This window comes from Chryseobacterium sp. 3008163 (genome assembly GCF_003669035.1).
Classification (GTDB): domain Bacteria; phylum Bacteroidota; class Bacteroidia; order Flavobacteriales; family Weeksellaceae; genus Chryseobacterium.
In genome coordinates this window covers 1,146,024-1,171,722 of sequence record NZ_CP033070.1, presented here as the reverse complement: position 1 = coordinate 1,171,722, position 25,699 = coordinate 1,146,024, and the positions used below count along the sequence as shown (strand labels likewise).

Below are 25,699 nucleotides of genomic sequence, written 5' to 3'. Positions count from 1 at the left end.
TTACTATTCAATGCATTGTATTTTCATTCTGAAATAATGGTGAAAGTATATTCATTATTTTTTATTCTGTTAGTAATTAAATTTCTGTCAACCCCATTCAATGTTTGTAAAATATCATCCTGAGCCTGTGAACTAGAGAGGTACCCCCAATGGTTTCCAAACTCAAATTTGAAAGTATTCTTTAAATCATTCTCAATAAATGTACAATCGACAATGGAGACAATATCTTTAAAATGTTCAATATTTGAAGGCCCATTTTTTCCTAATCTTGGGGTGAGAATGTTTTTTGTAAACTGAGAAATTCCCAGAATTGCATCTTTTCGATTTAAATAAATAGAAACTTTGTTTGCCAATAAGGGAAGCTTGTTAAAAGAATTTTCCGCATCATCAAATACTTTATAAGAAACATCGGCATTTAACAATAAAACTTGGTCAATCACTCTTAGCACATTTTCTTTTTTCAAGCTGTACAGCATACTTTGAAGCACTCTGTTCCCCATAGAATGTGTCATTAGGTGAATGTGCTGATTGCAAGGTTTCAGGTCTTTGTGAGAGAAAATATCTTTTAAAAATTGAGTATAGAAATAAAACATTCTCACCAATGAAGTTCCGGAATTAATGCTTGCCGCCTTATCATCAAAATACGTCATTGGAACCAAACTGCTGGATGCGGGCCAACTCACAAACAAAATATGTTCAATCGGAGATTCGTGATTATCAATAAACAGTTTTTTGAGATCAATAATAGCTTTCAGTTCATCGTCAAAAGTGTACGCATACCCATGAATAAATATCAAAACATCACTTCTCACTTTTGTAGAAGACATATTTTTATATAACTCATAAAACATTCTCTGAGTTCCGCCGAGATTATTTGCCGTTAATTTTGAGTTTTTTAAAGCTTTTTCGCCTAATAAAACCTCCAAAACTTCTTCATACCCTTGTTTGTCAGGTTCGGAAAACAAGCGATAGTCTAAAATTTTTCTGTTGGAATAATCTTTTTTCTTTTTTCCTGAGAAGTTGGCTCTGTGAAATTTTCAAAATTACATTTCGCAATCCTGAAATTCGGGATTGAGTATTCATCGTTGGAGAAAGAATCTGTCTTTTCGCCTTTATGACGTACAATTTTGCGGTTGCTGAGGATATAAACAGCCATTATCAATAGTTTTGTGAATGTAATTTTGGTTGAATAAAGTTCGGAATAAATTTTCAATTGTTTGTGAATTTAAGATTAAAAATATCGTTTTTTTTAACCCTTAAATTTTCTTAAATTTGCAAATTGCTGTGTAAACTATGCAGCAACGTAAGTTTACTCTAATGGAAGAAGAAAAAAATCACTCAATTTTATTGAGCAAATTATAGAAGATGATTTGGCAAACGGTATGAGAAATGATCAGATCCGTTTCCGTTTTCCGCCGGAACCCAATGGTTATCTGCATGTAGGTCACACAAAAGCAATCTGCATTAACTTTGGTTTGGGCGAAAAATACAATGCTCCCGTAAACCTTCGTTTCGACGATACAAACCCTGAAAAAGAAGAGCAGGAATTTGTAGATTCTATTATGAAAGACGTTGAATGGTTAGGTTTCAAATGGGATAAAGTGTTGTACGCATCTGATTACTTCCAGCAACTTTACGATTGGGCTGTTCAATTGATTAAAGAAGGGAAAGCTTATGTAGACGAGCAACCATCGCAAACGATTACCGAGCAGAGAAAAAATCCTGCTGAGCCGGGTGTAGAATCACCATTCAGAAATCGTCCTGTTGAAGAATCTTTAGGGCTATTCGAAAAGATGAAAAACGGTGAATTTGAAAGTGGTTCTATGTCACTTCGTGCAAAAATTGATATGGTTTCGCCAAATATGAATATGCGTGACCCTGTTATGTACAGAATTTTGAATAAACCTCACCATAGAACAGGAACGGCATGGAAAATTTATCCGATGTATGACTGGGCTCATGGAGAATCTGATTATATCGAACAAATTTCGCACTCCCTTTGCTCTTTAGAGTTTGAAAACCACAGACCGCTTTACAACTGGTATTTAGACCAAGTGTACGAAGACGGTAAGGTTAAAAATAAGCAAAGAGAATTTGCAAGGATGAATGTCTCTTATATGATTACTTCCAAACGAAAACTACAAAGGCTAGTCGCTGAAAATGTGGTCAACGGTTGGGACGATCCTAGAATGCCTACGATTTCCGGAATGAGAAGAAAAGGGTTTACACCGACTTCTATTAGGAACTTTATTGATAAGGTAGGTGTTGCCAAGAGAGAAAATTTAATATCCATTCAATTATTAGATTTCTGCGTGCGTGAAGATCTGAATAAAGTTGCAAAACGTGTCATGGCGGTCGTTGATCCGGTAAAATTGGTCATTGAGAATTATCCTGAAGGACAAGAAGAGTGGTTAGAGACTGAGAACAATCCTGAGCAGGAAAATGCAGGAACAAGAGAAGTTCCGTTCTCAAGAGAATTATATATAGAACGTGAAGATTTTCAGGAAGAAGCAAACAAAAAATTCTTCAGATTAAAATTGGGTGGCGAAGTCCGTTTAAAGTCGGCTTACATCATCAAAGCTGAAAGAGTGGATAAGGATGAAAACGGTGAAATCACGACAATCTACGCTACTTACGACGAAAAATCTAAGTCAGGAAGCGGAACTGAAGAGAGTTTAAGAAAAGTAAAAGGAACACTTCATTGGGTTTCTGCATCACATGCAATTCCTGTAGATGTCAGAATTTACGATAACTTATTCACGGTAGAACAGCCTGATGCTGAGAAAGATGTAGATTTCTTAAATTTCATCAATCCGGATTCTGTATCTACCATTCAGGGATTTGCTGAGCCAAGTTTGAAAGATGTTGCTGTGGGCGAACCGCTTCAGTTCCAGAGAATTGGTTATTTTACGAAAGATCAGGATTCTACGGATACAAATTTTGTATTCAACAGAACAGTAACTTTAAAAGACTCCTATAAGCCGGAGTAAATATTTATTTATATCACTATAAATGAAACAGGGCTTAATTTTTTAAGTCCTGTTTTTTTTCGTCAGTTCGAGTGTTTTTCGAAATGAAATGAAGAAAAATGTATCGAGAATTATCAATGAACTTCTCGATATGATTTTCTTCAAAAATCTACTCGAAGTGATGTTATTAATCATTAAATCAGAAATTGTGAAACTCTTACATATATATACAAGTTCTTACAAAGGACTTTCAAAAGAAAGCTGGATGCTGGCATTGGTGATGCTCATCAACCGTTCCGGCTCTATGGTACTTCCGTTTTTGGGAGTATACATGACTGCGCATCTGAAATTCAGTATAGAAAATACCGGAATTGTTTTAAGCTTTTTCGGAATCGGTTCGGTAATCGGTTCTTGGTTAGGCGGATTTATTACCGATAGAATTGGAGAATACAAAGTTCAATATCTTAGTTTATTATTGAGTGTACCCTTATTTTGTTTAATTCCGCTTTTTAAAACAGAGGCTAGTGTTGCTTTAATTATTTTACTGCAAAGTATTGTAAGTGATTCATTTCGCCCGGCGAACTCTGTGGCCATTACAAAATATGCAAAGCCTGAAAATATTACGAGAGCATTTTCACTCAACCGTATGGCGGTCAATTTAGGGTTTTCAATCGGTCCTGCTTTAGGTGGAATTTTGTCTGCAATTTCTTATGATTTTTTGTTTTACAGTAATGCTTTAGCGGCTTTATTGGCGGGTCTAATCTATATTCGGTTTTTCTACAAAAGAAATAAACTGGCAAAAATAAAAGCAAAAAAGGTACAAGAAGTTATGGAAATTAAAAAAGAGAACTCGCCATATAGTGACGGTAAGTTCTTAATTTATTGTTTCTTTTGCATGTTGTTTTCAATCTGTTTCTTCCAGTTATTCAGTACATTGACCATATTTTACAAAGATACTGCGCACTTAAGTCAGCAAAGTATTGGATATATTTTAGGATACAGCGGATTTTTGGTGGTTTTACTTGAAATGGGACTGGTACAGATTGCCGAGAAGTATTTTACTTTGGCTCGTACCATGTTTTTAGGAACATTTATTTGCGGACTTTCGTACGCAATGCTAGGTTTCGATCATAGCATTTTGACTTTAATTGTTTCAATGAGCCTCTTGTCTGCCGGCGAAATCTGGGCATTACCTTTCATGTCAACCATTACGGCTTTGCGTTCAGGGAAGAATAACAAGGGCGCATACATGGGTTTAAATGGAATTTCCTTTTCAATCGCATTTATCGTTACGCCTTATTTAGGAACTTTAATTGCTGAAAAATTCGGGTTTAATATTCTCTGGATAGGCACCGGAATTTTGGCGACCATGATAGCCATTGGTTTTTACTTTATTGTGCCTTGGATGTTGAAAGATAAAGAGGCTGAAGCGTAATCTTAAATATATATAGGATTTCATCCTGTCAACTTATAAAAAAAGCTACAGAATTTCTGTAGCTTTTTTCTTTGTGTAACATTTATTCAACTAAAAACAATTCAAATCATTTTTATTCAGATTATATATTTTTTGGAAATTAGATATATTTTATCTCAAACTCCTCACACTTACTTCAGGCTTCTCACCTGCAGGTACAATGAAAATAGCATTGTCATTAATGGTGTCTCCTGCATCAAAATAGTAACTTCCAATGACAGGAAGAATGTTGGTTACAGATTTACCAGATTTATCGTAAGAAGAATATGATACATTAATCATCTGAGTTTTCATTTTTAACTGAATCTTTTTTGAGGTCAGTTTTGCTCCCGTAGCATTTACACAATCAAGTTCCACAATTCCGGTGTCTAGGACGATTTGCGGGTATGAAGTAAGCCTTATATTATAAGATTTATCTGATGTATTTTTTACAGATGCCGAAACTTTATAGCGATCAAATGTTTTTCCGCCAGCCTGTACGCTTTCTTTGTTGGTGATATTAAAACTGACCTTCAGACCGTTGACGTCTACTGTTTCACCGTCAGAAATTTTCTGAGCCTTTGCGAAAGTTACGAAACTGCTGAATGTTAAAACAAAAAGTAAAAGAATTGAGTTTTTCATGTGATATGATTTTGGTGATTTTTATTGATATAAATTTACAAAATAATGAGAGTTGATAAAGCTAAATTTCCTCATATTCAGAAAAAGTTTGAGCATGAGGAAATATAAAGCTGAAAATTATTCAATTTTTGCTGTCCATTCTGCGCCGCTGATATCAGTTAATTTGATAATAGAAATCTTTTCATTTTGAATTAAAGCTTCTTTTATATCTAAACTTAAATCTGCTTTTGCGCCTAATGGAATAATCAAACTGTGCTTTCCTGGCTTTACTTTTGCCACATAATGATTATGAATATTTACTTTTGGAAATTTTGAAAGCTCTGCTCCGTTCAATGATTGAATAACTTTCCCTTTTTCGTTGAGTAAATCAATTCCGATAAGAAAAGAGCCATAGACATCTGCGCCTTCCGTTCTGTAAATTTCAAATTTAATCTGTGATTGATTCATCTCAATATTAGATATTTCAATCTTTGGTTTTACCGATTTATTATGCAAAGTTCCAAAGACACCGCCATGAAAATATTGATTGGTAAATAAGGTGAGTCCAAAAATAAGAAGTGAGCCTAAAAGTACAAAATATTTATAATTTAACATGGGAAATTGACCGGAACCTAACCATTTAAACCATTTTTTCTGCGTAAAACCGTATTGTTTATTGTTAAAATATTGGTCTAAAGAATAAGAACTGCTTCCTGTGAGAAAGAGGGTAAATCCGCACGCTATTCCTAAAACCCCTATTTGCCATTCGTCTAAGCAAGTCGTACCGATCCATCCTGAGCCCAATAGTATGCCCATTGCTAAACCGAAAACTCCTAAAGCCATTAATCTTGTGAATAAGCCGAAAATAATAAATAATCCCACAATACCTTCGATAACGGTAAAACTGATCATAGAGGTTTGCAACGCATCGGGATGAGTTACCAAATACTCAATAATGGGTTTTATTCCCAAAGCATTGGGTAAAAAGTGATTGAATTTTTCACCGATATATCCGGCTTCATCCGGTATCAGTTTGTTTTCGAGGATAAGTCTGCGCCAAAAAGCTGAAAAGTAGGTCCACCCAATGACAAGACGGATAGGTAAAGTATATAAACCAGCCACATCAAAGGGCTGATTGGTCATATTGTTTTTCATTAAAATTTATTTAAAAATTGATACTAAAATTTATTTCGAACGAAATCTAAATCATATCTAACTTCAACTGTTTAAATAAAATATATTTTGGAGGACTGTTTCCGGACGTGTTTCCGTAATAGTTTTTGAGAGCGAAATTTTTATTTTCAGAGTAATAATTTACTGATTGTAAAATATCAGAAAATAGATTGTTTTTAAATTTAAAATCAGTTTTTAAAAAAGAAACTTTTGCAGAAGAACTGATTGTCTGACAACTTGAAAATGATAATGCGGTTGTTTTTACTTTGTTGAGAGAACTGATATGCTGAATGTCGAAGATCCCCAACATATCTCTCTTTAATGAGCACGGAGATAATGAAAATGCCACAACAAGCATCACTACAATTGCTTTGTATATTTTTATATGGAGTTTTACATTTGACATCGTCACAAAACTACGGTTTTTATTTGTATTGATTTTTTCAGATTAATTTCTTACTTAATTTTTTTGCTACTGACTAACAGTTGTCAATAGTACATCTTATCTTTGTTTGTTAATTGTAAAATATAAATGATGGAATACAATAATTTAGACAAAATTATAGCACGCTCACTGGCAATCAGAGAAAAATACCACGAGTTAGAAATTCAGCAAAATGGAAGTGAATGGACGCTTGAGCAAGATGCTTTGGCATATCTTACGGATGCAGGATTGGTTGGCAGAAATGTGATGTCTCATGAAAAAACGTGGTCAAAAAAGAATTCTGCGGAAGAGCTGGAGCATAAGTTGGGCGAAAATATCTGGTGGCTCATCGTTTTGGCAGACCGCACCGGAATTGATATGAAAGAAGCTTTAGATAAATTTTTAACAAAAACAGAAAACCTATTCTCATGAGTTATTGTTCAGTAATCGAAAGAATGCAGCCCGAAAGCAGAAAAGAATTGCACAAAAAATACCACGACAACCATTATGGTTTCCCGATTCATGATGATAACGAATTGTTCGGAAGACTCATCATGGAAATCAATCAGGCAGGTCTGAGCTGGGAAACAATCTTGAAAAAGGAAGAAAGTTTCAGAAAAGCGTATGACAATTTTAATATTAAAAAAGTTGCAGCTTATACTGAAGAAGACCGTGAAAGATTGCTTGCTGATCCTGGAATTATCAGAAATAAACTGAAAGTCAACGCTGCCATAGAAAATGCCAAAACCATTATCGAACTTCAAAAAGAATTCGGTTCGTTTGAAAAATGGCTGGAACATCATCATCCAAAAGATCTACAGGAATGGATGAAACTTTTCAAAAAACTTTTAAATTCACAGGTGGAGAAATCGTGAATGAATTTCTGATGAGCATCGGTTTTCTGAAAGGTGCTCATGCTGAAGATTGTGTGGTGAATGAAGAGATTTTGAAGCATGATCCGATGTGGAGGAGAGGGTAGGTTACTGTAATTTGTCATTCTGACGAAGGAAGAATCTCTGAAATTTCATTTTCAACTTCAGTTTTTTAATAGAAATCAACTTTTATAATTATTTCATCTGGCTTTTCAATCTTTCGATCAGCATCGTGATGATTCTTTTATTGAAAACTTTGCTGTCAGATTGATAAAGCTCCAATTCCTCTAACGTAAACATTCCGATGGACATCCCAATGAACGTGTTTTTCAGAACCGCATCTTTTTGCAGGCTTTGTTCAATAAACGTTTGCTTTTTAAAAGTCGATAATGAGCTAAAATCTGCTTTTTGTCGCAATGCATAGTTTGTAAATAATGACAGATAAAGATCGTTCTGTAGTTTTAAAACAGGGCGCAGGGTTTGGTTTTGAAATATTTCTGCGGAAGTGGTTGTTTCTGAATTGGGTAAGTTTAAATTTTCTCTTAAATCTAATTTGGTAGTCATGTTTTGTGTTGATTAGTTGCGGTTAGTAAAATACAAATCATTGTTTGTCATTCTGACGAAGGAAGAATCTTGGCTATTTTATTTCCTCAAAACTACATTAATTCTTCTCTCTGCTGCTTCTTTAGAAATTCCATCATAGCAATCTTTCACAAAACGATCATCGTGGGAACTATGTGGAAGAATTAATGGTCATCCCAAAGAATTGTCAACTTCCACATTTGTTGGGATTGAATCATAGTCATAGTCTGGTAGATAATTGGCTAACCATCCAAAGTACACGGCAGTAAAGTCTTTGTTATCGTAATTTTCGACATATTCATAAAAACTTTCCTCACTCAAAGAAACCCAAACTCCATATTCAAGGTTTTGACAACCGTCAATTACATTTTGAACTAAAACAGCTCTTATAAAATAGCAAGTTTCGTCATCATATCTGATAATGCAAAAATCAGATCCCAATTCAGAATTTTTTTCTTCCTCATTAGTAAGATTCATATATGGAGATGGAGAATTGTAAGCTATTGCCGGCCAATCTTCTTTTTCTTCGCCGCAGCATTCGCAAATGTATTTCATTATGTTAAGTTTAAGGCTTTTCTTCGTAGAAATTATCTAATTTTAAATCTAAAATTTTCGGAAATTCTTTTACAATATTTAAATAATCATTTTGATTTAAAATAAATTGATACCCTAAATTTTGATATTCCTTTTCCATTAAGACTATTTTTCCTGAATATTTTTGATCTTTTAGAAGAGGTAGATATATAAATATTAAATACGGTTTGTCTTTTAATGCAACTTCAATTTGAATGAATTTTGGATTTTCTCCTCGTTGTAGTGGATTGTTGAACACATCCACTGATTCGTATTTTGATTTCGTTAGATCTGAAAATATATTTTTAATAATGGGTTTAATCTTTGATTTTTCAAATTCTTCAGCACCTCCTTGAATAGCGAAGTAACCAATTTCATTTTTAAATTTTGTACGTTTATTTTTTCCTTCATCATAATAAATGCGGAAACTGGTAATGTCATCAACATTAAAATTGAAGTTTTCAATTTGCTTGACATTCGGCCTATAATTTTTAGAATTTAAAGGTTTGTCTTGTAAATGCATACCTGACAGCTCTTTTGTACCATATTTTTTAAGAAAGCTAAAAATTAAAGTTTGTGATGATTTAAAGTTATAATTTATATTATTTATAAAAATAGTATCGTTGTTGTTTACGCTAGCTTGTAAAGAGGGAAGAATATCTCTTTTGTGTGTAGGAATTGTTTCTGTTTTAAAAAAAGAATTTAATTGTTCTGTAAGTTGCTTTATTTGAGAGTCATTAATTTTTTTCTAATATCTTCTGTAAAGAGATTTTTAAGATCTAAAGGTCTGTTTTCTTGAATTAGTTTTATAGCTTTCCTTGTTGTAATCAACATTTCATCTTCTGACATTATTTCTGATTTATAGTTTTCAATACTTTTTTGAGCTCTTAGGCAATTAGAAAAAAATATTAAAGCTAAAATCACCGAAAAACGTTTTGAAATAGTCATATAGGTTTTAAATAAAAATTAAGCTAAAATACTCAATTTTCCTCACCCCACTGTCTTCGTATCCTCCTCCTTCAAAATCTTTTTCTCCTTCATAGCGACCATCATTCTTTCACACTTATATTTTGCCCAGTCAAATTGATTGAGGAAATCTAATGCTGCAAAAAATCCGGCATTGAAGAGTTGTTCTTTTTCTTCTCTTTTCATAAAAAAATTAAGCCAGCTGCTTGTTCCACAGTTCACTGTTTTGATGCTGTAAAGATTGTAGAAAGAGTATTTGGTCAGAAATGTTTTGTCGTTGAAACCTTTTAAAGTTCCGATGATATTTCCGGCATAGGAGAGGGGAGTTTTCAGGATTTGTTCGCTTGTTTTTCCTTTTTCGCCCAAGATTTCAGAATCGCTGGTCAATTGTACTCCAAACAAAGGAAGTCTCGGATAAAAAATATCATTCATGTGAAAAAGATCAATCGGGAAATTGGAAAGTGTACCGCCATCGATGAAAATTCCGACGGGATAAATATCTTCTTTTGGGGTATTCATCCAGAACTTCCAGGCATATTTTACAGAATCATCGTCTTTATTGATGAGCTTTTGCATCGGCTCAAAAAAGAAAGGCACAGACATCGAGGCGCGCACAAACTCAGCCGGACTGATGTGTTTCAGTTCTTCTTCCGACCAATAGAGATTCGCCATTGTCGGTAATTCGACTTTTATTTTTGCGTTAATATCGGTTGTGATGACAATATATTCTGTTTTAAGCTGATAAAATGGATTGTTTTTATAATAATCGTTGTTTTCGGCGCTCTCGAAGAATATTCTGTAACGGGTTTCATCGATGTGCTCGAGGTTATTCATCTTGATTTCTTCAATTCCGTTTAAGGCATTGGTGTAAAACTCCATTCCGTTTCCGTAGCGGTAATTGAGATTCATTTGATCTTCTTTCTGAATAAATTTTTGGTTGAGTTCTGCAACGGTTTTAATTCCGAATCCGTTCATTACATCGGTCATTTGTTGAAGAAAAACATTTCCGGGATTCAATCCGCTATTGCTTTTCCTGAAATCACTATAAAACTTTTTAAAACAGAAAAATCCAATGATAATAGGAATCAACGGGACTAAAAATAAAAGTTTAGCATTAAGAATTGTTTCAGACGAAATAATAAACGGCAGTGCAACAAGAACCAGCATGACTACAGAAATAATAATCACATTGATTTTAATGAAATTTTTATTGTTGAGCATGGCATGAATGGTCGTTCTCACATACGGTTTACCATCCATAAAATCTGAAAAATCCCAATTGAATAGAATGTCTTTAATGACTTCACCTTTCGCTTCTTCTTTTGTTTTACAAGCTGCGATAAGCATGGTGTTGATGGCTCCGGCACTCGTTCCTGCCACTTTCAGAAAACGGATTCCGAAGATTTCTAAAGCATAAAGATATCCTACTAATGCACTACCCCAAACGCCACCGCCTTCCTGCACAAACTCAATATACTGATTGCCTTCAGCATCGAGAATGTCAGAAAATTCTTTGGTCGAAATATTTTCGTGTAAAGCGCTAAGCTTCTCTTTTGATTCCTGAGAAAGTACGTCGTCCTCAAGGATTTTTTGAAGGATTTCGGGTTTCATGATTTTGGTGTTAATTGAGTTTTATCAAATACTCTTACACAATAAATGATGGTAAATTACATTTGTTATGATAAGAATGATTCGTAGCAACTAAGTTAATGGTTTTAAGATAATTCTAAAATTTTTTCTTTTCTAAATAAAAATTTTTAGTAAAACAAAAAACAATTATACTGTAGTTTTTAAACCAAAATTCCAGAAAAAAACCGAGGCTGTACCTCGGTAAAATATTCAATAATTTTCATCAGATCAAATGGTAAATTTTTTGTGAAATTTCAATTCTTCAGAATTTATAAAATAGGTTCAGAAGTTGTAAAACGAACGTTTTTGGTGAAGGAGACAGGGCAAGGAGATTTTATTCCATAGTTCAATGAGTAGGTAATTCTGTAAGTTTCACCGGTTGTCATAGGCCTGAATGAGTTTGGCAAATGCAATTGGGTGATCACAAAAATTCTTTGTCCCATAGTATCTACAAAAGAAGTTAAATTACCTACAGGAATGGTGACTTGAATAGCATCACTTCTATAAATAGTAATATTTCCTTTAAATTCTGGCTTGCATTGGTTCCGGCCTTTATGATGAAAATCGAAGCGCAGGTACAAGTGGGAATTGGGTGCACTTGCGGCGTCTTTGTAATAGAAATAGGGATATATTTCTAAATCTTTGCATAGGCAAGAAGTTTGCGTGTCTGCTTGCGGAAGTCTTGGTTTTTTTTGAGAAAATATATTGCTGAAGCTTAGAAAAACGAAGGCTAAAAATATGATTTTTGTTTTCATGATTGTTTAGTTTAATGGTTATTAAATTATAATTGTTTGTATTTTATTTGCGTTTGATCATCTCTTTCAATTGTTCTCCCAATTGTTTGGCGCCATCTTCCATCGGATTTTTTTTGGTATTTCCCGCTTTGTCTTGGTTGCAATTGGTGTCTATGCTTTTCATTTTGCTCAGGTAAAGCATATTTTTTTCAGCCAAAGCTTTTGCATAGTTGTTTCCATGTCTTACATTAATGGCTGCCAAAGATTTTTGTAATTCGTCCAATTGTTTTACTGCAAGAGAGTAGCAAGCTATTTTTTTTGAAGCTCTTTCTTTTGCTTTTGCACCGTTGTATTCTCTAGAAGCGACCTGAATAGAGTATTCTGCCGCACAGATTCTTTTTTCGGTTTCCAGACGATGGGTTACAACCTGATCGGTTACATCCTGAGCCATTGCTCCTAATCTCAATCCATCTTTACTATTGGGATTTCCGCCGGATTTGATAAAGTCGTGGTAACTTTTTTCTTTATTTAAAATCTGTCGTTTGTGCTGAACCAATGCCGTGGTAGCTTCACATGTTTTACCGTATTCTAAATTATCCTGATAATCGAGATCCTTTTCCCGCTCTCTTATCATTTCTTCATTGGATTGAAGAGCTTCTTCTGCACCATCTTTAAATAAACTTCCGTCAAAACATTCGGTAACATCGGTTATTTTTTCAATTTTCACAAAATTATTCTCGCTTTCCACTGCCAGACAAATAAAGGTATTTCCCATTCCGTCTTTGTAATAACCCGTTCCAAAAGCACCCACATAATCTTTTAGCGGAATTCTTTGAGCATGATATGCTCCAAACAAATATTTCGTGCTGCTTTCACCAATTCCTTCGATAACGTACCCAAGCGTCGGCAAATTGAGGTTGGTAAATGGTTCTCGATAATCCAGAGATAACGCTCTTGGATTTTTCAGGACAAAACTGGTAGACATTCCATACGGAACATCTTCAGGAGGCATCTCTGCATAAAAAGTTCTTTCGCCTCTTTTATTAATTTTAAATGTGAAAGATTCTCCTACTTTAGAAGTGATCATCATTTCAAATCCGGGTTGCGGATTGTTCATTCCGTTGCAGCTTTCGTTTAGATTTGTTAAGAATTGAGCTACATATCCTGTTACAGAATTCATATAATAACAGCCTCTTTTGGTTTTTCCGTTGATGGTTGCCATGTATTCCAATTTTTTGTCGAAGCAGATTTTTTGAGTTCTGTTTATTTTTCTTGGAGCATGATTTCTGAAAACCGATTTCGGACCAATTGCATCATCATAATACAAGCAAGAATTGGGTGATTTTTTGCAGATAGAATCTAATTTTGCTTGGTCTCTTCTTCTTTGTTCTTCGGTGTAAGTTCCTTGTGCAAAGAAGATTTGAAGCATTAGAAAAGTGATGAAAAAGGTAAATAGGGTTTTCATATTAGTAGATTTTGTGATTGCAATTTTTTATTATGGCAGCTTTTTCCGCCCTCCACTCCCGCTTTTTTGTTCGTCGTGCCTCCTCACAAAAAGAGCTCCGTTCAGGTCGGGCTGCGGGTGATTTCGTATAAAAAGATTGATTTTTCATCAACCTTGTCAAGGTTAAATTGGGTGAAAAGAATTACTGAACGACAACAAACTCCACTCTTCGGTTTTGCTTTTTATCTTCTGCTGAAGTATTGTCGTTCAAAGGTTCAGATTCGCCTTTGCCGTAGGTTTCTAGTCGTGAACTTGAGATTTTATATTTCGTCTGAAAATATTGAGCAACTGCTTTTGCTCGGTTTTCAGAGAGTTTTTGGTTGGCATCATCATTACCATCGTTGTCGGTATGGCCTGTAATACTTACATGTACGGAAGGATTTTCAGCAAGAACTTTTCCTAATTCATCTAAAATTTTAAAACTTGCGGGTTTTATAATGGCTTTATTGACATCAAATAAAATTTCGTTGGTCGTGAAATTTCCTGTTTCTAATAATTTATGGCGTTTGTCTTCGCCCGCTTCTGCTAATCTTAAGTTAGAAATGAAAAGTTTGTCTGTAGAATTTTTGTACGTTCCGATAAAAAAGATGATTTGATTGTAATTGGCATCTCCGAATGCAGACGGTAAATCCCACGCTTTTTTACCATCGATATACATTCTGAATCGGTTTTTTTGTCGCCACACTTGTACACGAACGGTATTGTTGTTATTGCTAAATTCAGAAATGTCAACTTTGTTTTTTAGAATTTCTTTCTTTTCAGAAATTACAAAAACCTCGCTTCTGCCTTGTTTTGAAAGCGAACTTGTAGGATGTACACTAAAAACTACACCTTCTTTTCTTTTGATAACGGTATTCCAAACATTGTCTGCTTTGGTCGTTTTTTCTGTGAAAACAATATTCAAAGGTGTAGAATAAAAATTGAAATTATCAGTCGTAGTAACATCAAATTCAAAAGTGAAATTCTCTGGTAGTTTGGTGATGTTATTTGGAGTAAAACTTCCTTTATCAGATAGTTGTAGCCATTTTTTGTTGTTGAGATTTTGTATTTCTCCGCTACTGTTGGTAAACCAGTTTATAGGGAAATCTCCTTCAGCATCTCGACCGAATTTTTCTTCAAAAATAACTTTACTTCCGGAAACAAAATCTGAATTGTTATTAGACCTTTTTGAACTCGAGGAATTATTGGAGGTTGCACCGTTTTTCGTATTTGTTTTTTATTGTTCAAAATAACGTCCATACCATCATTGGTAGTTTTCGTTGCTTTTTGTTCAACTTTTCTTTCAATGGCTCTTTCGGTGGATTTCTGTGCTTTTTTTGCAAGATTTCCTAAGAATTGAGCGTTGAAAAACGCACACATAAAGAGAAAAGTAAAAGTGATAATTGTTTTCATAGTGTTTTTAGTTTAAATTATATTTAGATTCACAGATGCGAAATGTTTGTGTTTTATTTGGTAAAATTAGACACCCTTTAATTAAAAATATAAGGCAAATCACCCTTTATTGTTGAAATTATCTTACATTGTACATGATGTTTCCGTCATTATCCACATAAAACTGTGTGAAATAAACAGTCTCGCCGGTAATTCCAAGTAGTGCACGATTTGCCAGAATTCCAGACATTAGTTGATCAGAAATATCATTGATCGTTTTATCACTGTTGAGATATTCTGTGATTTTGCCCGAGAATAGGTCAAACAGAGGTCCGTTCATTGCTCTTGTAAATGGCTCTAATTGGGTGAATATAAAATTAAAACCATCGTGTCCTGCATTGGCGGAAATTTTCCCCGAGGCATTTCTGTACCGTATTTTACCGTTCTCGGCATAAGGCTCTAACTCAATATTTAATCGCAAATCGTCTACATGAAATTGAGGATTTCCTAGTCCTCCACAAGCCAGATTTCTTACACAGTTTACGCTTATCTCTACATCTTCTTTTTCAAAGCTTACAAAAAACTGTATTTTACCGTCTTTGGTATTTACTTCAGCTTTGTTGCTGTTGATGTTTTTAAAATAAACGGTAAGCGGATCATAGCGAAGTGGTTCTAATTTGAAAATAGTTTCAACGCCAGTTCTTCCCAATCGTAGCTTTGTGTCTTCAGGTTTATAAAATTGGAAATTCCCCGAAGCATCAGTTCCTGCAGGATCAAAATTGTTGATCCGAAAGTAAGATTGCCGCAAAGTCGCATTGATGAGAGTAACCCAAAGTCTACGGTCTATTTTTTTAATAAAGTTGAGTTTAGGTTTTTCGGTTATTTTTTTTGCAACATTAGGATTTACGACTTGTGAATACGCAGTTTGACTTATTGATAAGCTAAAAATAAGTAGTAGTAATTTTTTCATGATTTATTATTTTATAAAACTTTAAAATAGTAAGTACACGTTTTGCACGTCATTTTGCCACATTTTGCAGACAAAACGAGTTTGAAATTTCCATTAGAAGGAAATTGAATGGTTTCGGTAAAAGTAAAATTGCTAAAATTCTGAACAACGCTGGTTCCGTTCATTAGTTTTGCAGAAATTTGTGCTTTACACTCTTTTTTGTCGATGCACAGATAGCCTCCGCTTACAAAGGTGATTTTAGCGGTCGTTTTTACGGTAAGTTGGTACCCACAAGCGTATTTTTTGAGAGGTTCATCATTGATTCTGAATCCAATTCCGTCCCATCTGCTTTCTGAAGGTGTAATTCCACAAAGACATTGTGCGCTGATGTGATTTCCGAATACAAGAAATAATGTGATAATAAAGAGTAGTTTTTTCATGGTGATCAATTTTATAAGTAAAGCTCACCAAAAAAAAGAAGGTATAAAATAGCAGATATCTGTCATTTTTCAAGACAGATAAAATAATTTAAATTCTAAAAAATATTGTTTTTAAAAGCGAAAGAGATCAATTCTGCAGAGGTTTTGGTATTGGTTTTTATTCTTAAATTTCTCTTGTGATTTTCTACAGTGTGATAAGAAATTGAAAGTTTCTCTGCAACTTCCGGCGAGTTAAGACCTTTGGAAGTAAGTAGTAAAATTTCATGCTCTCTTTTTGAAATTTTTGGAATGGGGAGTGGCTTTAAAGTTTGATCTTTCATGACTTTAAAGTATTGGTTTTCGATATTGCTTCCGTCAAAAAAAGTAATCATTGCCTGGTTGTCGATATGAAGATGAGAAATATCAGTCACCATAATCCAACTGCTTTCTACAATGCCATTTTCATCAAAATAATATCCTGGAAACTGAATGAGTCTCCACTGAAATTCTTCGTTGGCATCAAGCATTCTTCCGTAGATGTTTACTCTGCAGTTTTTTTGTTTTTCGAGAGGCAGCTTCTCTGCTAATTCTAGTGCGAAAATAAAGGCGGAAAGTACGTGGTTTTTATCATCGGGATGAAAAAGATTGGCGAAGAAGTAAGCATCACCGTTCGTCCATTCTATCTCAGAAAAAGGGGTTAGCTTATGAATATTTTTACTTACAGCGATTATTTTGCTGTCTTTTCGGCTTCCGATAAACCAAAAGTATTGACCAATCGCCAGATCGGCAACCTTTTCAATATTTGGAAAAAAATAAGAAATAAAATCTTGTTCTGAAAAGGCTTTATTTTTTTTGAATTAATTACTTTGTTAAATTTTTCTTCCGAAATCGGCTTTACTATTTTCATCAGATGAATATTTGTGTTTTTTTATTGTTGAAAATCTACCACTGTTTTCTCCTCGCATAAATAAACGTACAAATCACAATCACCCCCATTAATCCCAAAGTGTAAAAATATCCGTGCTTGGTATGAAGTTCAGGCATATTATCGAAGTTCATTCCATATAATCCGGCAATAAAAGTGATCGGTAAAAAGTACACTGAGTAAATCGCTAAAACTTTCATCACTTGATTCGCTTTCTGATCAGACAATGCCAAAAACATCGAAATTAAGTTAGTAATCTGAATATTTAAATGATCAAAATCGGCAACGACATCTTTTTGTTTATCCTTCAAATCGACCACTTCAGAATCTTCCAGTTTCAACAATTTAAACTTATCAATTGCGTCATTTGATATGGTTAAAACTCTTGAATTTAATCCTGATTTTCTTTTCAATTTATAGAGCCTCCTGATTTGATTGGTGTGGTTTGTATTTTTAAGAAAAATTTCATTTTCAATATTGTCCATCGTTTCAAAAAGGCTGATGGCTTCATCATCAAAGGTTTTCATAATGACCAACGAAATCATCAGGGCAATTTTATGAGGATGTACATGATTCGAACTTTCTGTAAGCTCTTTCTTGGTTTCAGCAATACTTTTTGCCTTCATTCTGTGTACCGTGATAATGGTTTTTTCTAAAAGGAAAATTCCGATTTTGGTACTGATATCACTGATGGTGTTTAGGTTTTTCCGTTCGAGCTCGGTGCTTTCCCGAAGAAGGAAGAATTTCACGTTTCCGTCTTCTTCATATTTGGGTAAGTGATTGGGATCTAAAGTGTCTTCCAAAAGGAGATTATTGATCTCATATCTTTCATGAAGGTACTTCATATCTTCGTCCGTAGGTGCTTCTACGTCTATCCATTCGCATCCCGAATCTCTGTAAATTGTATTGATAGGCATAAAGTAAAAATACTATAAATTTTAAAAAAACCTATGTGTAAAATAAAGTTTTATCTTTACCAAAATTAAACAAACTATATGATTAAAAGTACAATAAAAGGAATCGGATTTCATGTTCCGGATCACGTTGTCACCAATGATGATTTAGCCAAATTAATGACCACAAATGATGAGTGGATTACAGAAAGAACTGGCATCAAAGAACGCAGACACAGAATCAACAGAAATGATACGCAGGAAACTACAGCATTTCTTGGTTTTAAAGCTTCTGAAAAAGCACTTCAACATGCTGGCTTAACGGCAAAAGATATTGATTATATTGTTTTTGCAACGCTTTCACCGGATTATTATTTTCCTGGTTGTGGCGTTTTGCTGCAGGATATGTTGGGTTGCGATACGATCGGTGCTTTGGATGTGAGAAATCAGTGTTCAGGTTTTGTCTATGCGATGAGTGTTGCCAATGCTTTTATTAAATCCGGTACTTATAAAAATATTTTGGTTGTAGGCGCAGAAATTCATTCTTTCGGACTCGATTTTTCTGATGAAGGAAGAGGAGTTTCTGTAATTTTCGGGGATGGGGCAGGAGCGATTGTACTTTCGGCAACTGAAGACGAAAATGCAGGTGATATTTTAGCCATGAATATGCATTCTGAAGGAAAATATGCTGATGAATTGTGTACGCAGTTTCCGGGTTCAAAATACGGCTGGAGCGACAGAATGAGAAAGGAGCCTGAAAATGTAACTGACAAAGAAGTTTATCCAATCATGAACGGAAATTTTGTTTTCAAACATGCGGTAACAAGATTCCCTGAAACTATGCAGGAAGCTTTAGATAAAGCAGGAAAAACGATTGAAGATTTAGATATGTTTATTCCGCATCAGGCGAATTTGAGAATTGCTCAGTTTGTACAGCAAAAATTTGGTTTACCGGACGAAAAAATTCACAACAACATCCAAAAATACGGAAATACGACCGCTGCTTCTATTCCGATTGCTTTGAGTGAAGCGATAGAATTGGGGAAAGTTAAAAGAGGAGATTTAGTACTTCTTTCAGCTTTTGGAAGTGGATTTACTTGGGGAAGTGTTTTATTTCAATACTAATAAATATTACAGAAAACTTAAAATGCTACGTCATTTCGAGTAGGTTTTTGAAGAAAACTGTATCGAGAAATTTTCATTAAGAGTAACCGAGAGTTCTCGATACGCTTCGCTACTCGAACTGACGAAACTTATAACTAGTCAATAAATAAAAATTCCGCTGAAATTTATTTCAGCGGAATTTTTTATGTTTTAAATTAAAGTTTATAAACTCTTCAATATTTTTTCGGTATCAGCAGTATCTTGACCTTCTGCTTTTCCTAATGCGATAGACTTTTCAGCCCAAAGTTTAGCGTTTTTCTTGTCGCCGATTTTGTTGTAAAGATTGGCAAGAGTATCTGTGTTTGCATATTCTTCTTTTTTCTTTACAGATTCCTGAGCCCATTTTACAGCAGTTTCAAGAGAAGATTTAGTGTTGACGTTTTCAAAGAAATTCCATGCGATTGAATTTAATTCTTCTGAATTTGCAGCAGAATAATCCTTGTAAAGATCTAAAGTCATTTTCTCATAAGTTGCGAAATCTTTGTCTTTTAAAGCTCTGTTTGATTTTGCTCTTTTTAAAAGCTTTTCAGATTCTTCTTTAGTTAAGAACTTCTGAGTTTCAGTGTAGAAATAATCGTCATTCCATTTTTTTGTATCAGCGCTGTACGTTTTTTTCATGATCGTATTCAGCTTGATGTTTTTGTCAAACATTTCGTAACGGTCAGCCGGGAAAACTTTAATGATTTCTTCTTTTTTATTCTGAAAAATTTGATACACAGGACTTTCTGTACTTTGAGTTCCTGCAAGAATCATCTGAACATCGTCTTTATCTAAAGTAGTTTTTGCACTGAAATAACGGTCTAAAACTCTTCCTGCAAAGTCTGAATCATTATAAATAGTAAGACCAGCAAGATTTTTTAAGAATTCAGGATCTTTTTCTCCTTTTTCGAATTTTTGCTTTAGAGCAGTCAGTCTTTTGTTTGGATCTCCTGCATCCATAGCAAACTGGATAAAGTCTTTCTCCTCAACATATCCTAACGTTCTGTGAACTTCTTCGCCATCACCATTGATGAAAAGATAAGTTGGGAAAGCTTTTACATTGTATTTTTTTGCTAAATCTATACCTTCACCCTTCTCCATGTCAATTTTAGCATTGATGAAATTGGCATTGTAATAATCACCGACAGGTTTTAGAGGGAAAATATTTTTCACCATCAGTTTACACGGTCCGCACCAAACTGCATAAGCGTCAATGAAAATCAGTTTGTTTTCTTTTTTTGCTTTAGCTAAAAGGCTTTTGAAATTTCCTTCTTCAAATTTAATTCCTTGTCCGAATGCAATCACGGCAAAGAAAAGAAGTGATAATATTGCTGTTTTTTTCATGAAATATTTTATTGAATACAAATGTAATAATTATGTTAATATAAGTCTTTAAAATTATCAATAATTCAATTCATAAAATTTAGTTAAAATCTTTAAAGATAATTTGGATGAAATTGTTTGTAAACAAAAAATCCACAGAAAATTCCGTGGATTGTATTTTATCTTGAACCGCCTACTTTTGTGTTTGGGCGTGATTCTTTACTTTCGTAATCTGTTGGTTTTTTAAGAGTATCTTGTGCGAGATTTGTATTATCAGGAGCGTTTTTTTCAGAGTTGGCTACTGCTGAATCTCCTAGATCATTTCGCATGGCATCTTTGTTGTGCTCAGCTTTAAATTCTTCTCTGTTTTCTTTTTTATCTGCGCAGCTTGCAAAAACCAACAATCCTAGAATTGTTCCTATCCATAGTTTTTTCATAGTAAATTTTTTAATGTTTGTTATTCAAATATAAAAAAATCCACAGAACTTTCATCTGTGGATTTCCATTTTTACATTAGACTTTTTATTTGGGTGCAGGAGCAACTACGGTATCTACTTTCGTACTATCCATTGGAACTGTTGTCATTGTATCTGCTACAATTGGTGCGGCTTGCGCTGCGTCTATTGCTGTAGAATCTGTGTTACTAGATGACATTTGCTTTTCTTTAGTTCCACAGCTCGCTGCAAAAAATCCTATCCCTAAGGTTAATAAAACTAACTTTTTCATAATATAATTTTAAATGGTGTAATAGGAAGTATCCAATAATTATTCCGAAAAGTATTGTTTTATTACTAATTAAATGATAAAAATATTAAAATATTGTTAATTTTTAAATAAAAGGCCCCGAAATTAATTCCGAGGCCATTTTATATTTTGTGAGCAATTACTCATTACCCATTATTTATAATTGATAGTTATCCCAAATATGGGTATTTATAATCTTTAGGAGAAACGAAAGTTTCTTTAATACTTCTTACAGAAGTCCATCTTAGTAAGTTCATTTTAGAACCTGCTTTATCGTTAGTTCCTGAAGCCCTTCCTCCACCGAAAGGTTGCTGTCCTACAACTGCACCAGTTGGTTTGTCATTGATGTAGAAATTTCCAGAAGCATTTTCTAAAGCTTTGAAAGCTTCGTCAGTTGCATATCTGTCTTGTGAAAACACAGAACCTGTTAATGAATAAGGAGATGAAGAATCTACTATTTTAAGTGTTTCTGTCCAATCTTTGTCTTCATAAACGTAAACTGATAATATTGGGCCGAAGATTTCCTCTACCATACTTTCATATTGAGGATCAGTAGTCTCGATTACTGTAGGGCTAACGAACCATCCTTTAGAATCGTCACATTTTCCACCGATAATTACATTTGCATTGCTCGACGCTTCAGCTCTGTCGATATAGCCTTTACATTTTTCGAAAGAGTTTTTGTCGATTACTGCATTCACAAAGTTGGAAGGATCTTCAGGTGAACCAATTTTAATGGATGCAATCTGAGTTTCCATTACTTTTTTTACGTCTGCCCAAAGTGATCTTGGAATGTAAGCTCTTGAAGCCGCAGAACATTTCTGTCCTTGATATTCAAATGAACCTCTTACCAAACCTGTTGCAACTGCTTCTACGTTAGCAGAAGGGTGAGCGATTACAAAATCTTTTCCACCTGTTTCTCCAACGATTCTTGGGTATGTTCTGTAGTTATGAATATTGTCACCAATCATTTTCCACATTCCCTGGAAAACTTTTGTGGAACCTGTAAAGTGAAGTCCTGCAAAATCTCTGTGTGCCAAAACTTTCTCAGCAGTTTCTTTTCCGTCTGTGAAAATCATGTTGATTACCCCTGCTGGAAGACCAGCTTCAGTAAGAACATCCATGATTACTTTTGCAGAGTAGATTTGTTTATCTGACGGCTTCCAAACCACAACGTTTCCAAGCATTGCCATACAAGCCGGCAAGTTTCCTGAGATTGCGGTAAAGTTGAAAGGAGTAACTGCAAAAACGAATCCTTCTAAAGGTCTGTATTCTACACGATTCCAGATTCCTGCATCAGAAACCGGCTGCTCAGAATACATTTCTGTCATGAATTCTACGTTGAATCTTAAGAAATCGATGAACTCACAAGCTGCATCAATTTCTGCCTGATGAACATTTTTACTCTGTCCGATCATTGTAGCAGCGTTGATCACATCTCTGTAAGGACCTGCCAAAAGATCAGCAGCTTTTAAGAAAATGGCTGCTCGGTGTTCCCAACCCAAGTCATTCCACTGTTTTTTAGCAGCTAAAGCAGCGTTGATGGCATCATCTACATGTTGCATTGTTCCTCTGTGGTAGAATCCGAAATCATGAGCGTGATCCTGAGGAGACTGAAGCTGAACTTTATCGTCAGTTTTGACTTCTTTACCATTGATAACCATTGGAATCTCGATTTTCTGTGCCCACATTTTTTTGTATTGAGCGATCAGAGATTTTACTTCCGGAGAACCCGGTTCGTAAGAATTTACCGGTTCGTTTACTGCAAATGGTACTTGCGAAATTGCTTTTGACATATTACGTTGTATTGTTTAATTTTTGCTTTTTACAAATTTACAACAATTAATTTGTACAAAAAATCGATAGAGACTATTTGCATTTTAGAATGATTATATTTGATAAATACTAAACTTTAGAATATGAAAAAATATTTTTGATTCTTTTGTTGTTGTCTCAAACCGTTTTTGCACAACACAAAAAGAAAGTTGTAAAAGAATATCCTTTAGCTCCTCAAATTGAAGAATATAAAATTCCTGAAGGTGAATTGTTGAATAGTAATTTAAAAGATTCAAAATGGTATTTCGACCTAAAAAATTATAAAGAAACGGAGCTATTTTTAGATAAAGACAAAATGAAATCCGATGTTTTGTATTTTGTAGACGCTAAGAATTTTCAGATTAATATCAATCAGAAAAACTGTAAAAGTTTAATAAAAGGAACCTACCAAATAATGAAAATGAATGATGGAACCACTACGGTACAAAAGGGACATCAACCTTTTAAAATCAAGTCACCTTATCAAAAATGTGTTGCGAAATTTTCCGGATTTTTGTCAAGAGCACTAGATATTTCTTTTAATGAAAATGGACAAGTTATGGAAATGAAAGAAGGAGAAATTTATTCACCTATTACAGTTCCCGGATTTTAATTGAAATGTCAAACTACATTTTTTCGTTTTCCAAAATTTTTAAAACTAATTTTTCCTCATGGGTTAATCCTGCTTTTCCGTCGTTTTCTTCAATGACTTCTAGAGCATCTAGGTACTTTTTGATAGAATTGTTTTCGTAAAGATTGATGACTAAAGGATGAACGTAATACTTTCTGCAAACGGTGCTTGTATTTCCGAGATGTTCAGCGACAATATCTAATGCAGCTTTAACTTTCTTTTTGTATTGAGTATTGTTTTCGGCATATCCGATTTCTTTGAATGCAATTAAAGCATTGACTGTTCCTGACCAGGTTCTGAAGTCTTTTGCTGTGAAATCTTCTCCACTTAATTCTTTAATATAATCATTCACCATTCCGGAATCGATGTGATGGCGGTTTCCTTCGCTGTCGTAATATTGAAAGAGTTCTTTTCCCGGAATTTCTTTGCATTTCGTAATTAGTTTTGCGAGTCTTTTACTTTTCAGATTGACATCATGCATTACTCCTTTTTTTCCCTTGAAGGCAAAATTGATTTTCTGTCCTTCCACTTTTACGTGTTTTCCTTTCAAAGTTGTCAAGCCAAAAGAACCGTAAAGTTTTTCGTAAATGCTATTCCCAATTCTAATGTTCGTGCGCTGCATTAAGCTTACAATTAATGCAAGGATTTTTCTTTTTTCGAAATTTCTTAAGGCTAAATCTTTTTCTAACTGCAGACGGATTTCAGGTAAGGCATAGCCAAACTGAAGCATTCTGTAGAATTTAGTATGGTTTCGCAATGCACTCCAAAGCGAATGATATCTATATTGTTTTCTTTTTCTTGCGTCCAGACCAGTTGCCTGAAGATGGCCATTATCGATGGCGCAAATCCAGACATTTTCCCATGCTGGAGGAATGACCAAGCCATTGATACGCTTGATCTCTTCTTTGTCTTTAATTTTCTCGCCGTCTTTGAAATAAAGATATTTCTTACCTCTTTTTCTGCGGATGATACCGGCTGTTTCTGCATCGGAAGTGTAAATAAGATTCACTGCCTTTGCAGAAGCTACCGGATCCTTCATAATTTTAACAATCTTTGACGGCTTCAGGTGAGAAATAATCTCTTGGTCTGATTGATTCATAAAATAATTGGTTAAGAGTTTTTACCCCTAGAAAACAGCCATAATAATAAGGCCACGATGCCAACAACTACAATTATTCCCCACCACATTCCGGCTTTGAAGATTGTTTCTACTGCTTCACAACTTGTCAATAACAGAATGGCAAAAAGACTCATACTGTATAAAGATAACTTTCTCATAATAGTTTATTTTTAGTGATTATATAATTAAATTCTTTCGTTATCAGGACGCCAGTTTTTGATTGACTTTTTGATTTCGTCTCCTGAAATATTTTCGTTTAGAGCTTTATATAAAAGTTCTTTAAACTCATCATCATAAGTAAATCTCAGAGCGGCAATTTGTCCAAAACTCAGTTTTTCACAAACTTCGTCTGACCTTTTGTTGAAAATCTCATAATATCTTTGTCTGAACTCCAATCGTACGATTCTGTTTTGAAGTCCGAGTGCGTAATGCTGTCTGGTCATGAATGCCAAATAGAAAATCAGAAAAATGATGACCGAAAATAAAATCCATAGCAGTTGGTTTTCTGCGTCATCCCAGATTTTATAAATTCCGTAAGCCTCTAAAATCATCAGTAATGGAAGCAAAATGAAGTGATGAGGCGGATAAAACTTCCTGTGGTTTTGGTAATTCTGTGTTTTCATTTTTAATGAATAGCAAGAACCTTTCCAAAATATTGTGAAATTAATAATGATTTAAGTTTATGGTATCTAAAACTATTTGTATTGAGGGTAACTGACATTCGTACAAGGACTTCAGCCCAGCCCGGATAGAAGCGGTTACCCCGCAGCAGGCGGTAGGCTTTCGTCACAGACGAAAAAGCGTTGGCGTGAGGAGTATGAGCGGATAGCCGGATTAAGCTCCTGAAAAAAATGAGTAATGATTGC

General features: G+C 34.4%; 29 protein-coding genes and 1 pseudogene. 6 read left to right on the top strand and 24 right to left on the bottom strand.

Annotation, left to right across the window (positions count from 1 at the left end):
• Positions 1 to 23: 23 nt before the first annotated feature.
• On the bottom strand, positions 24 to 965 hold the full coding sequence (locus tag EAG08_RS05220; RefSeq protein ID WP_129534540.1) for an alpha/beta hydrolase: 942 nt from the start codon (positions 963 to 965) through the stop codon (positions 24 to 26).
• An 8-nt stretch (positions 966 to 973) separates the two neighbouring features.
• The gene (locus EAG08_RS05215; protein ID WP_129534539.1) at positions 974 to 1,156 is read right to left on the bottom strand and encodes a hypothetical protein; all 183 of its coding nucleotides are present in this window, start codon (positions 1,154 to 1,156) and stop codon (positions 974 to 976) included.
• Positions 1,157 to 1,346: 190 nt separating this feature from the next.
• Here EAG08_RS05215 and EAG08_RS05210 point away from each other — a divergent pair, with 190 nt between their 5' ends.
• The gene (locus EAG08_RS05210) at positions 1,347 to 2,990 is read left to right on the top strand and encodes a glutamine--tRNA ligase/YqeY domain fusion protein (protein ID WP_129534538.1); all 1,644 of its coding nucleotides are present in this window, start codon (positions 1,347 to 1,349) and stop codon (positions 2,988 to 2,990) included.
• A 244-nt stretch (positions 2,991 to 3,234) separates the two neighbouring features.
• Positions 3,235 to 4,404 carry an MFS transporter gene (locus EAG08_RS05205; RefSeq protein WP_129537219.1) on the top strand — a complete coding sequence of 390 codons (1,170 nt, stop codon included), beginning with the start codon at positions 3,235 to 3,237 and terminating at the stop codon, positions 4,402 to 4,404.
• A 150-nt stretch (positions 4,405 to 4,554) separates the two neighbouring features.
• Here EAG08_RS05205 and EAG08_RS05200 read toward each other — a convergent pair whose 3' ends face one another.
• From EAG08_RS05200 to EAG08_RS05190, 3 genes are all read right to left on the bottom strand, one after another.
• The gene (locus EAG08_RS05200) at positions 4,555 to 5,064 is read right to left on the bottom strand and encodes a hypothetical protein (RefSeq protein ID WP_129534537.1); all 510 of its coding nucleotides are present in this window, start codon (positions 5,062 to 5,064) and stop codon (positions 4,555 to 4,557) included.
• 117 nt (positions 5,065 to 5,181) lie between these two features.
• Complete coding sequence (locus EAG08_RS05195) at positions 5,182 to 6,198, bottom strand: TQO small subunit DoxD (protein WP_129534536.1); 1,017 nt, start codon at positions 6,196 to 6,198, stop codon at positions 5,182 to 5,184.
• Between the two features lie 46 nt (positions 6,199 to 6,244).
• Complete coding sequence (locus EAG08_RS05190; RefSeq protein ID WP_129534535.1) at positions 6,245 to 6,622, bottom strand: hypothetical protein; 378 nt, start codon at positions 6,620 to 6,622, stop codon at positions 6,245 to 6,247.
• 126 nt (positions 6,623 to 6,748) lie between these two features.
• Here EAG08_RS05190 and EAG08_RS05185 point away from each other — a divergent pair, with 126 nt between their 5' ends.
• A complete protein-coding gene (locus EAG08_RS05185) occupies positions 6,749 to 7,072 on the top strand; it encodes a MazG-like protein (protein WP_228446778.1) in 324 nt (107 codons plus the stop codon).
• Positions 7,069 to 7,619 (top strand): annotated as a pseudogene (locus EAG08_RS05180) (DNA-3-methyladenine glycosylase I). Before EAG08_RS05185 ends, EAG08_RS05180 begins: the two are co-directional and overlap by 4 nt.
• A gap of 88 nt (positions 7,620 to 7,707) precedes the next feature.
• Here EAG08_RS05180 and EAG08_RS05175 read toward each other — a convergent pair.
• The 13 genes from EAG08_RS05175 to EAG08_RS05115 form a co-directional block, all read right to left on the bottom strand.
• A complete protein-coding gene (locus EAG08_RS05175; protein ID WP_129534534.1) occupies positions 7,708 to 8,076 on the bottom strand; it encodes a glyoxalase in 369 nt (122 codons plus the stop codon).
• Positions 8,077 to 8,265: 189 nt separating this feature from the next.
• Complete coding sequence (locus tag EAG08_RS05170; RefSeq protein ID WP_228446777.1) at positions 8,266 to 8,649, bottom strand: DUF2199 domain-containing protein; 384 nt, start codon at positions 8,647 to 8,649, stop codon at positions 8,266 to 8,268.
• A gap of 10 nt (positions 8,650 to 8,659) precedes the next feature.
• A complete protein-coding gene (locus EAG08_RS05165) occupies positions 8,660 to 9,190 on the bottom strand; it encodes a hypothetical protein (protein ID WP_129534533.1) in 531 nt (176 codons plus the stop codon).
• Between the two features lie 200 nt (positions 9,191 to 9,390).
• Complete coding sequence (locus EAG08_RS05160) at positions 9,391 to 9,615, bottom strand: hypothetical protein (protein WP_129534532.1); 225 nt, start codon at positions 9,613 to 9,615, stop codon at positions 9,391 to 9,393.
• Positions 9,616 to 9,657: 42 nt separating this feature from the next.
• Positions 9,658 to 11,244 carry a patatin-like phospholipase family protein gene (locus tag EAG08_RS05155; protein WP_129534531.1) on the bottom strand — a complete coding sequence of 529 codons (1,587 nt, stop codon included), beginning with the start codon at positions 11,242 to 11,244 and terminating at the stop codon, positions 9,658 to 9,660.
• Positions 11,245 to 11,531: 287 nt separating this feature from the next.
• Entirely contained in the window at positions 11,532 to 12,017 is a 486-nt protein-coding gene (locus EAG08_RS05150) for a hypothetical protein (protein ID WP_129534530.1), read from the bottom strand.
• 43 nt (positions 12,018 to 12,060) lie between these two features.
• A complete protein-coding gene (locus EAG08_RS05145; protein WP_129534529.1) occupies positions 12,061 to 13,461 on the bottom strand; it encodes a hypothetical protein in 1,401 nt (466 codons plus the stop codon).
• 181 nt (positions 13,462 to 13,642) lie between these two features.
• A complete protein-coding gene (locus EAG08_RS05140) occupies positions 13,643 to 14,404 on the bottom strand; it encodes an OmpA family protein (protein ID WP_129534528.1) in 762 nt (253 codons plus the stop codon).
• A gap of 170 nt (positions 14,405 to 14,574) precedes the next feature.
• Complete coding sequence (locus tag EAG08_RS05135; protein ID WP_129534527.1) at positions 14,575 to 14,892, bottom strand: hypothetical protein; 318 nt, start codon at positions 14,890 to 14,892, stop codon at positions 14,575 to 14,577.
• Between the two features lie 118 nt (positions 14,893 to 15,010).
• Positions 15,011 to 15,841: a hypothetical protein gene (locus tag EAG08_RS05130; RefSeq protein WP_129534526.1), complete on the bottom strand. Its 831-nt coding sequence runs from the start codon at positions 15,839 to 15,841 to the stop codon at positions 15,011 to 15,013.
• A gap of 11 nt (positions 15,842 to 15,852) precedes the next feature.
• The gene (locus tag EAG08_RS05125; RefSeq protein WP_129534525.1) at positions 15,853 to 16,260 is read right to left on the bottom strand and encodes a hypothetical protein; all 408 of its coding nucleotides are present in this window, start codon (positions 16,258 to 16,260) and stop codon (positions 15,853 to 15,855) included.
• Between the two features lie 95 nt (positions 16,261 to 16,355).
• Positions 16,356 to 16,766: a response regulator transcription factor gene (locus EAG08_RS05120; protein ID WP_129534524.1), complete on the bottom strand. Its 411-nt coding sequence runs from the start codon at positions 16,764 to 16,766 to the stop codon at positions 16,356 to 16,358.
• Between the two features lie 415 nt (positions 16,767 to 17,181).
• Entirely contained in the window at positions 17,182 to 18,081 is a 900-nt protein-coding gene (locus tag EAG08_RS05115; RefSeq protein ID WP_129534523.1) for a CorA family divalent cation transporter, read from the bottom strand.
• A gap of 78 nt (positions 18,082 to 18,159) precedes the next feature.
• On the opposite strand from EAG08_RS05115, the gene EAG08_RS05110 reads away from it, so the two are divergent.
• On the top strand, positions 18,160 to 19,182 hold the full coding sequence (locus tag EAG08_RS05110) for a 3-oxoacyl-ACP synthase III family protein (RefSeq protein WP_129534522.1): 1,023 nt from the start codon (positions 18,160 to 18,162) through the stop codon (positions 19,180 to 19,182).
• 201 nt (positions 19,183 to 19,383) lie between these two features.
• Here the strand turns inward: EAG08_RS05110 and EAG08_RS05105 are convergent, their stop codons facing one another.
• The 4 genes from EAG08_RS05105 to pruA form a co-directional block, all read right to left on the bottom strand.
• Positions 19,384 to 20,544: a thioredoxin family protein gene (locus tag EAG08_RS05105; RefSeq protein ID WP_129534521.1), complete on the bottom strand. Its 1,161-nt coding sequence runs from the start codon at positions 20,542 to 20,544 to the stop codon at positions 19,384 to 19,386.
• Between the two features lie 158 nt (positions 20,545 to 20,702).
• Positions 20,703 to 20,960: a hypothetical protein gene (locus EAG08_RS05100; protein WP_129534520.1), complete on the bottom strand. Its 258-nt coding sequence runs from the start codon at positions 20,958 to 20,960 to the stop codon at positions 20,703 to 20,705.
• An 85-nt stretch (positions 20,961 to 21,045) separates the two neighbouring features.
• Positions 21,046 to 21,177 carry a hypothetical protein gene (locus EAG08_RS22580; RefSeq protein WP_262696804.1) on the bottom strand — a complete coding sequence of 44 codons (132 nt, stop codon included), beginning with the start codon at positions 21,175 to 21,177 and terminating at the stop codon, positions 21,046 to 21,048.
• A 260-nt stretch (positions 21,178 to 21,437) separates the two neighbouring features.
• A complete protein-coding gene (pruA, locus tag EAG08_RS05090; RefSeq protein ID WP_129534518.1) occupies positions 21,438 to 23,063 on the bottom strand; it encodes an L-glutamate gamma-semialdehyde dehydrogenase in 1,626 nt (541 codons plus the stop codon).
• 137 nt (positions 23,064 to 23,200) lie between these two features.
• Between pruA and EAG08_RS05085 the strand changes: the two genes are divergently transcribed.
• Positions 23,201 to 23,695: a hypothetical protein gene (locus EAG08_RS05085; protein ID WP_129534517.1), complete on the top strand. Its 495-nt coding sequence runs from the start codon at positions 23,201 to 23,203 to the stop codon at positions 23,693 to 23,695.
• Between the two features lie 13 nt (positions 23,696 to 23,708).
• Here the strand turns inward: EAG08_RS05085 and EAG08_RS05080 are convergent, their stop codons facing one another.
• Together EAG08_RS05080 and EAG08_RS05070 are read right to left on the bottom strand one after the other, a co-directional pair.
• A complete protein-coding gene (locus EAG08_RS05080; protein WP_228446776.1) occupies positions 23,709 to 24,752 on the bottom strand; it encodes a DNA topoisomerase IB in 1,044 nt (347 codons plus the stop codon).
• Positions 24,753 to 25,018: 266 nt separating this feature from the next.
• On the bottom strand, positions 25,019 to 25,456 hold the full coding sequence (locus tag EAG08_RS05070; RefSeq protein ID WP_129534514.1) for a DUF6526 family protein: 438 nt from the start codon (positions 25,454 to 25,456) through the stop codon (positions 25,019 to 25,021).
• Between the last annotated feature and the right edge of the window lie 243 nt (positions 25,457 to 25,699).

Excerpts from the sequence above, each read along its gene's own strand:
- EAG08_RS05135 (WP_129534527.1), bottom strand. The coding sequence starts at position 14,892 with ATGAAAACAATTATCACTTTTACTTTTCTCTTTATGTGTGCGTTTTTC.
- EAG08_RS05215 (WP_129534539.1), bottom strand. The coding sequence starts at position 1,156 with ATGGCTGTTTATATCCTCAGCAACCGCAAAATTGTACGTCATAAAGGC.
- EAG08_RS05100 (WP_129534520.1), bottom strand. The coding sequence starts at position 20,960 with ATGAAAAAACTATGGATAGGAACAATTCTAGGATTGTTGGTTTTTGCA.
- EAG08_RS05150 (WP_129534530.1), bottom strand. The coding sequence starts at position 12,017 with ATGAAAACAAAAATCATATTTTTAGCCTTCGTTTTTCTAAGCTTCAGC.
- EAG08_RS05200 (WP_129534537.1), bottom strand. The coding sequence starts at position 5,064 with ATGAAAAACTCAATTCTTTTACTTTTTGTTTTAACATTCAGCAGTTTC.
- EAG08_RS05205 (WP_129537219.1), top strand. The coding sequence starts at position 3,235 with ATGCTGGCATTGGTGATGCTCATCAACCGTTCCGGCTCTATGGTACTT.
- EAG08_RS05185 (WP_228446778.1), top strand. The coding sequence starts at position 6,749 with ATGATGGAATACAATAATTTAGACAAAATTATAGCACGCTCACTGGCA.
- EAG08_RS22580 (WP_262696804.1), bottom strand. The coding sequence starts at position 21,177 with ATGTCATCTAGTAACACAGATTCTACAGCAATAGACGCAGCGCAAGCC.
- EAG08_RS05125 (WP_129534525.1), bottom strand. The coding sequence starts at position 16,260 with ATGAAAAAACTACTCTTTATTATCACATTATTTCTTGTATTCGGAAAT.
- EAG08_RS05165 (WP_129534533.1), bottom strand. The coding sequence starts at position 9,190 with ATGCATTTACAAGACAAACCTTTAAATTCTAAAAATTATAGGCCGAAT.
- EAG08_RS05160 (WP_129534532.1), bottom strand. The coding sequence starts at position 9,615 with ATGACTATTTCAAAACGTTTTTCGGTGATTTTAGCTTTAATATTTTTT.
- EAG08_RS05105 (WP_129534521.1), bottom strand. The coding sequence starts at position 20,544 with ATGAAAAAAACAGCAATATTATCACTTCTTTTCTTTGCCGTGATTGCA.
- EAG08_RS05130 (WP_129534526.1), bottom strand. The coding sequence starts at position 15,841 with ATGAAAAAATTACTACTACTTATTTTTAGCTTATCAATAAGTCAAACT.
- EAG08_RS05145 (WP_129534529.1), bottom strand. The coding sequence starts at position 13,461 with ATGAAAACCCTATTTACCTTTTTCATCACTTTTCTAATGCTTCAAATC.
- EAG08_RS05175 (WP_129534534.1), bottom strand. The coding sequence starts at position 8,076 with ATGACTACCAAATTAGATTTAAGAGAAAATTTAAACTTACCCAATTCA.
- EAG08_RS05080 (WP_228446776.1), bottom strand. The coding sequence starts at position 24,752 with ATGAAGGATCCGGTAGCTTCTGCAAAGGCAGTGAATCTTATTTACACT.
- EAG08_RS05110 (WP_129534522.1), top strand. The coding sequence starts at position 18,160 with ATGATTAAAAGTACAATAAAAGGAATCGGATTTCATGTTCCGGATCAC.
- EAG08_RS05070 (WP_129534514.1), bottom strand. The coding sequence starts at position 25,456 with ATGAAAACACAGAATTACCAAAACCACAGGAAGTTTTATCCGCCTCAT.
- EAG08_RS05195 (WP_129534536.1), bottom strand. The coding sequence starts at position 6,198 with ATGAAAAACAATATGACCAATCAGCCCTTTGATGTGGCTGGTTTATAT.
- EAG08_RS05170 (WP_228446777.1), bottom strand. The coding sequence starts at position 8,649 with ATGAAATACATTTGCGAATGCTGCGGCGAAGAAAAAGAAGATTGGCCG.
- EAG08_RS05115 (WP_129534523.1), bottom strand. The coding sequence starts at position 18,081 with ATGCCTATCAATACAATTTACAGAGATTCGGGATGCGAATGGATAGAC.
- EAG08_RS05155 (WP_129534531.1), bottom strand. The coding sequence starts at position 11,244 with ATGAAACCCGAAATCCTTCAAAAAATCCTTGAGGACGACGTACTTTCT.
- EAG08_RS05190 (WP_129534535.1), bottom strand. The coding sequence starts at position 6,622 with ATGTCAAATGTAAAACTCCATATAAAAATATACAAAGCAATTGTAGTG.
- EAG08_RS05120 (WP_129534524.1), bottom strand. The coding sequence starts at position 16,766 with ATGCTTGATGCCAACGAAGAATTTCAGTGGAGACTCATTCAGTTTCCA.
- pruA (WP_129534518.1), bottom strand. The coding sequence starts at position 23,063 with ATGTCAAAAGCAATTTCGCAAGTACCATTTGCAGTAAACGAACCGGTA.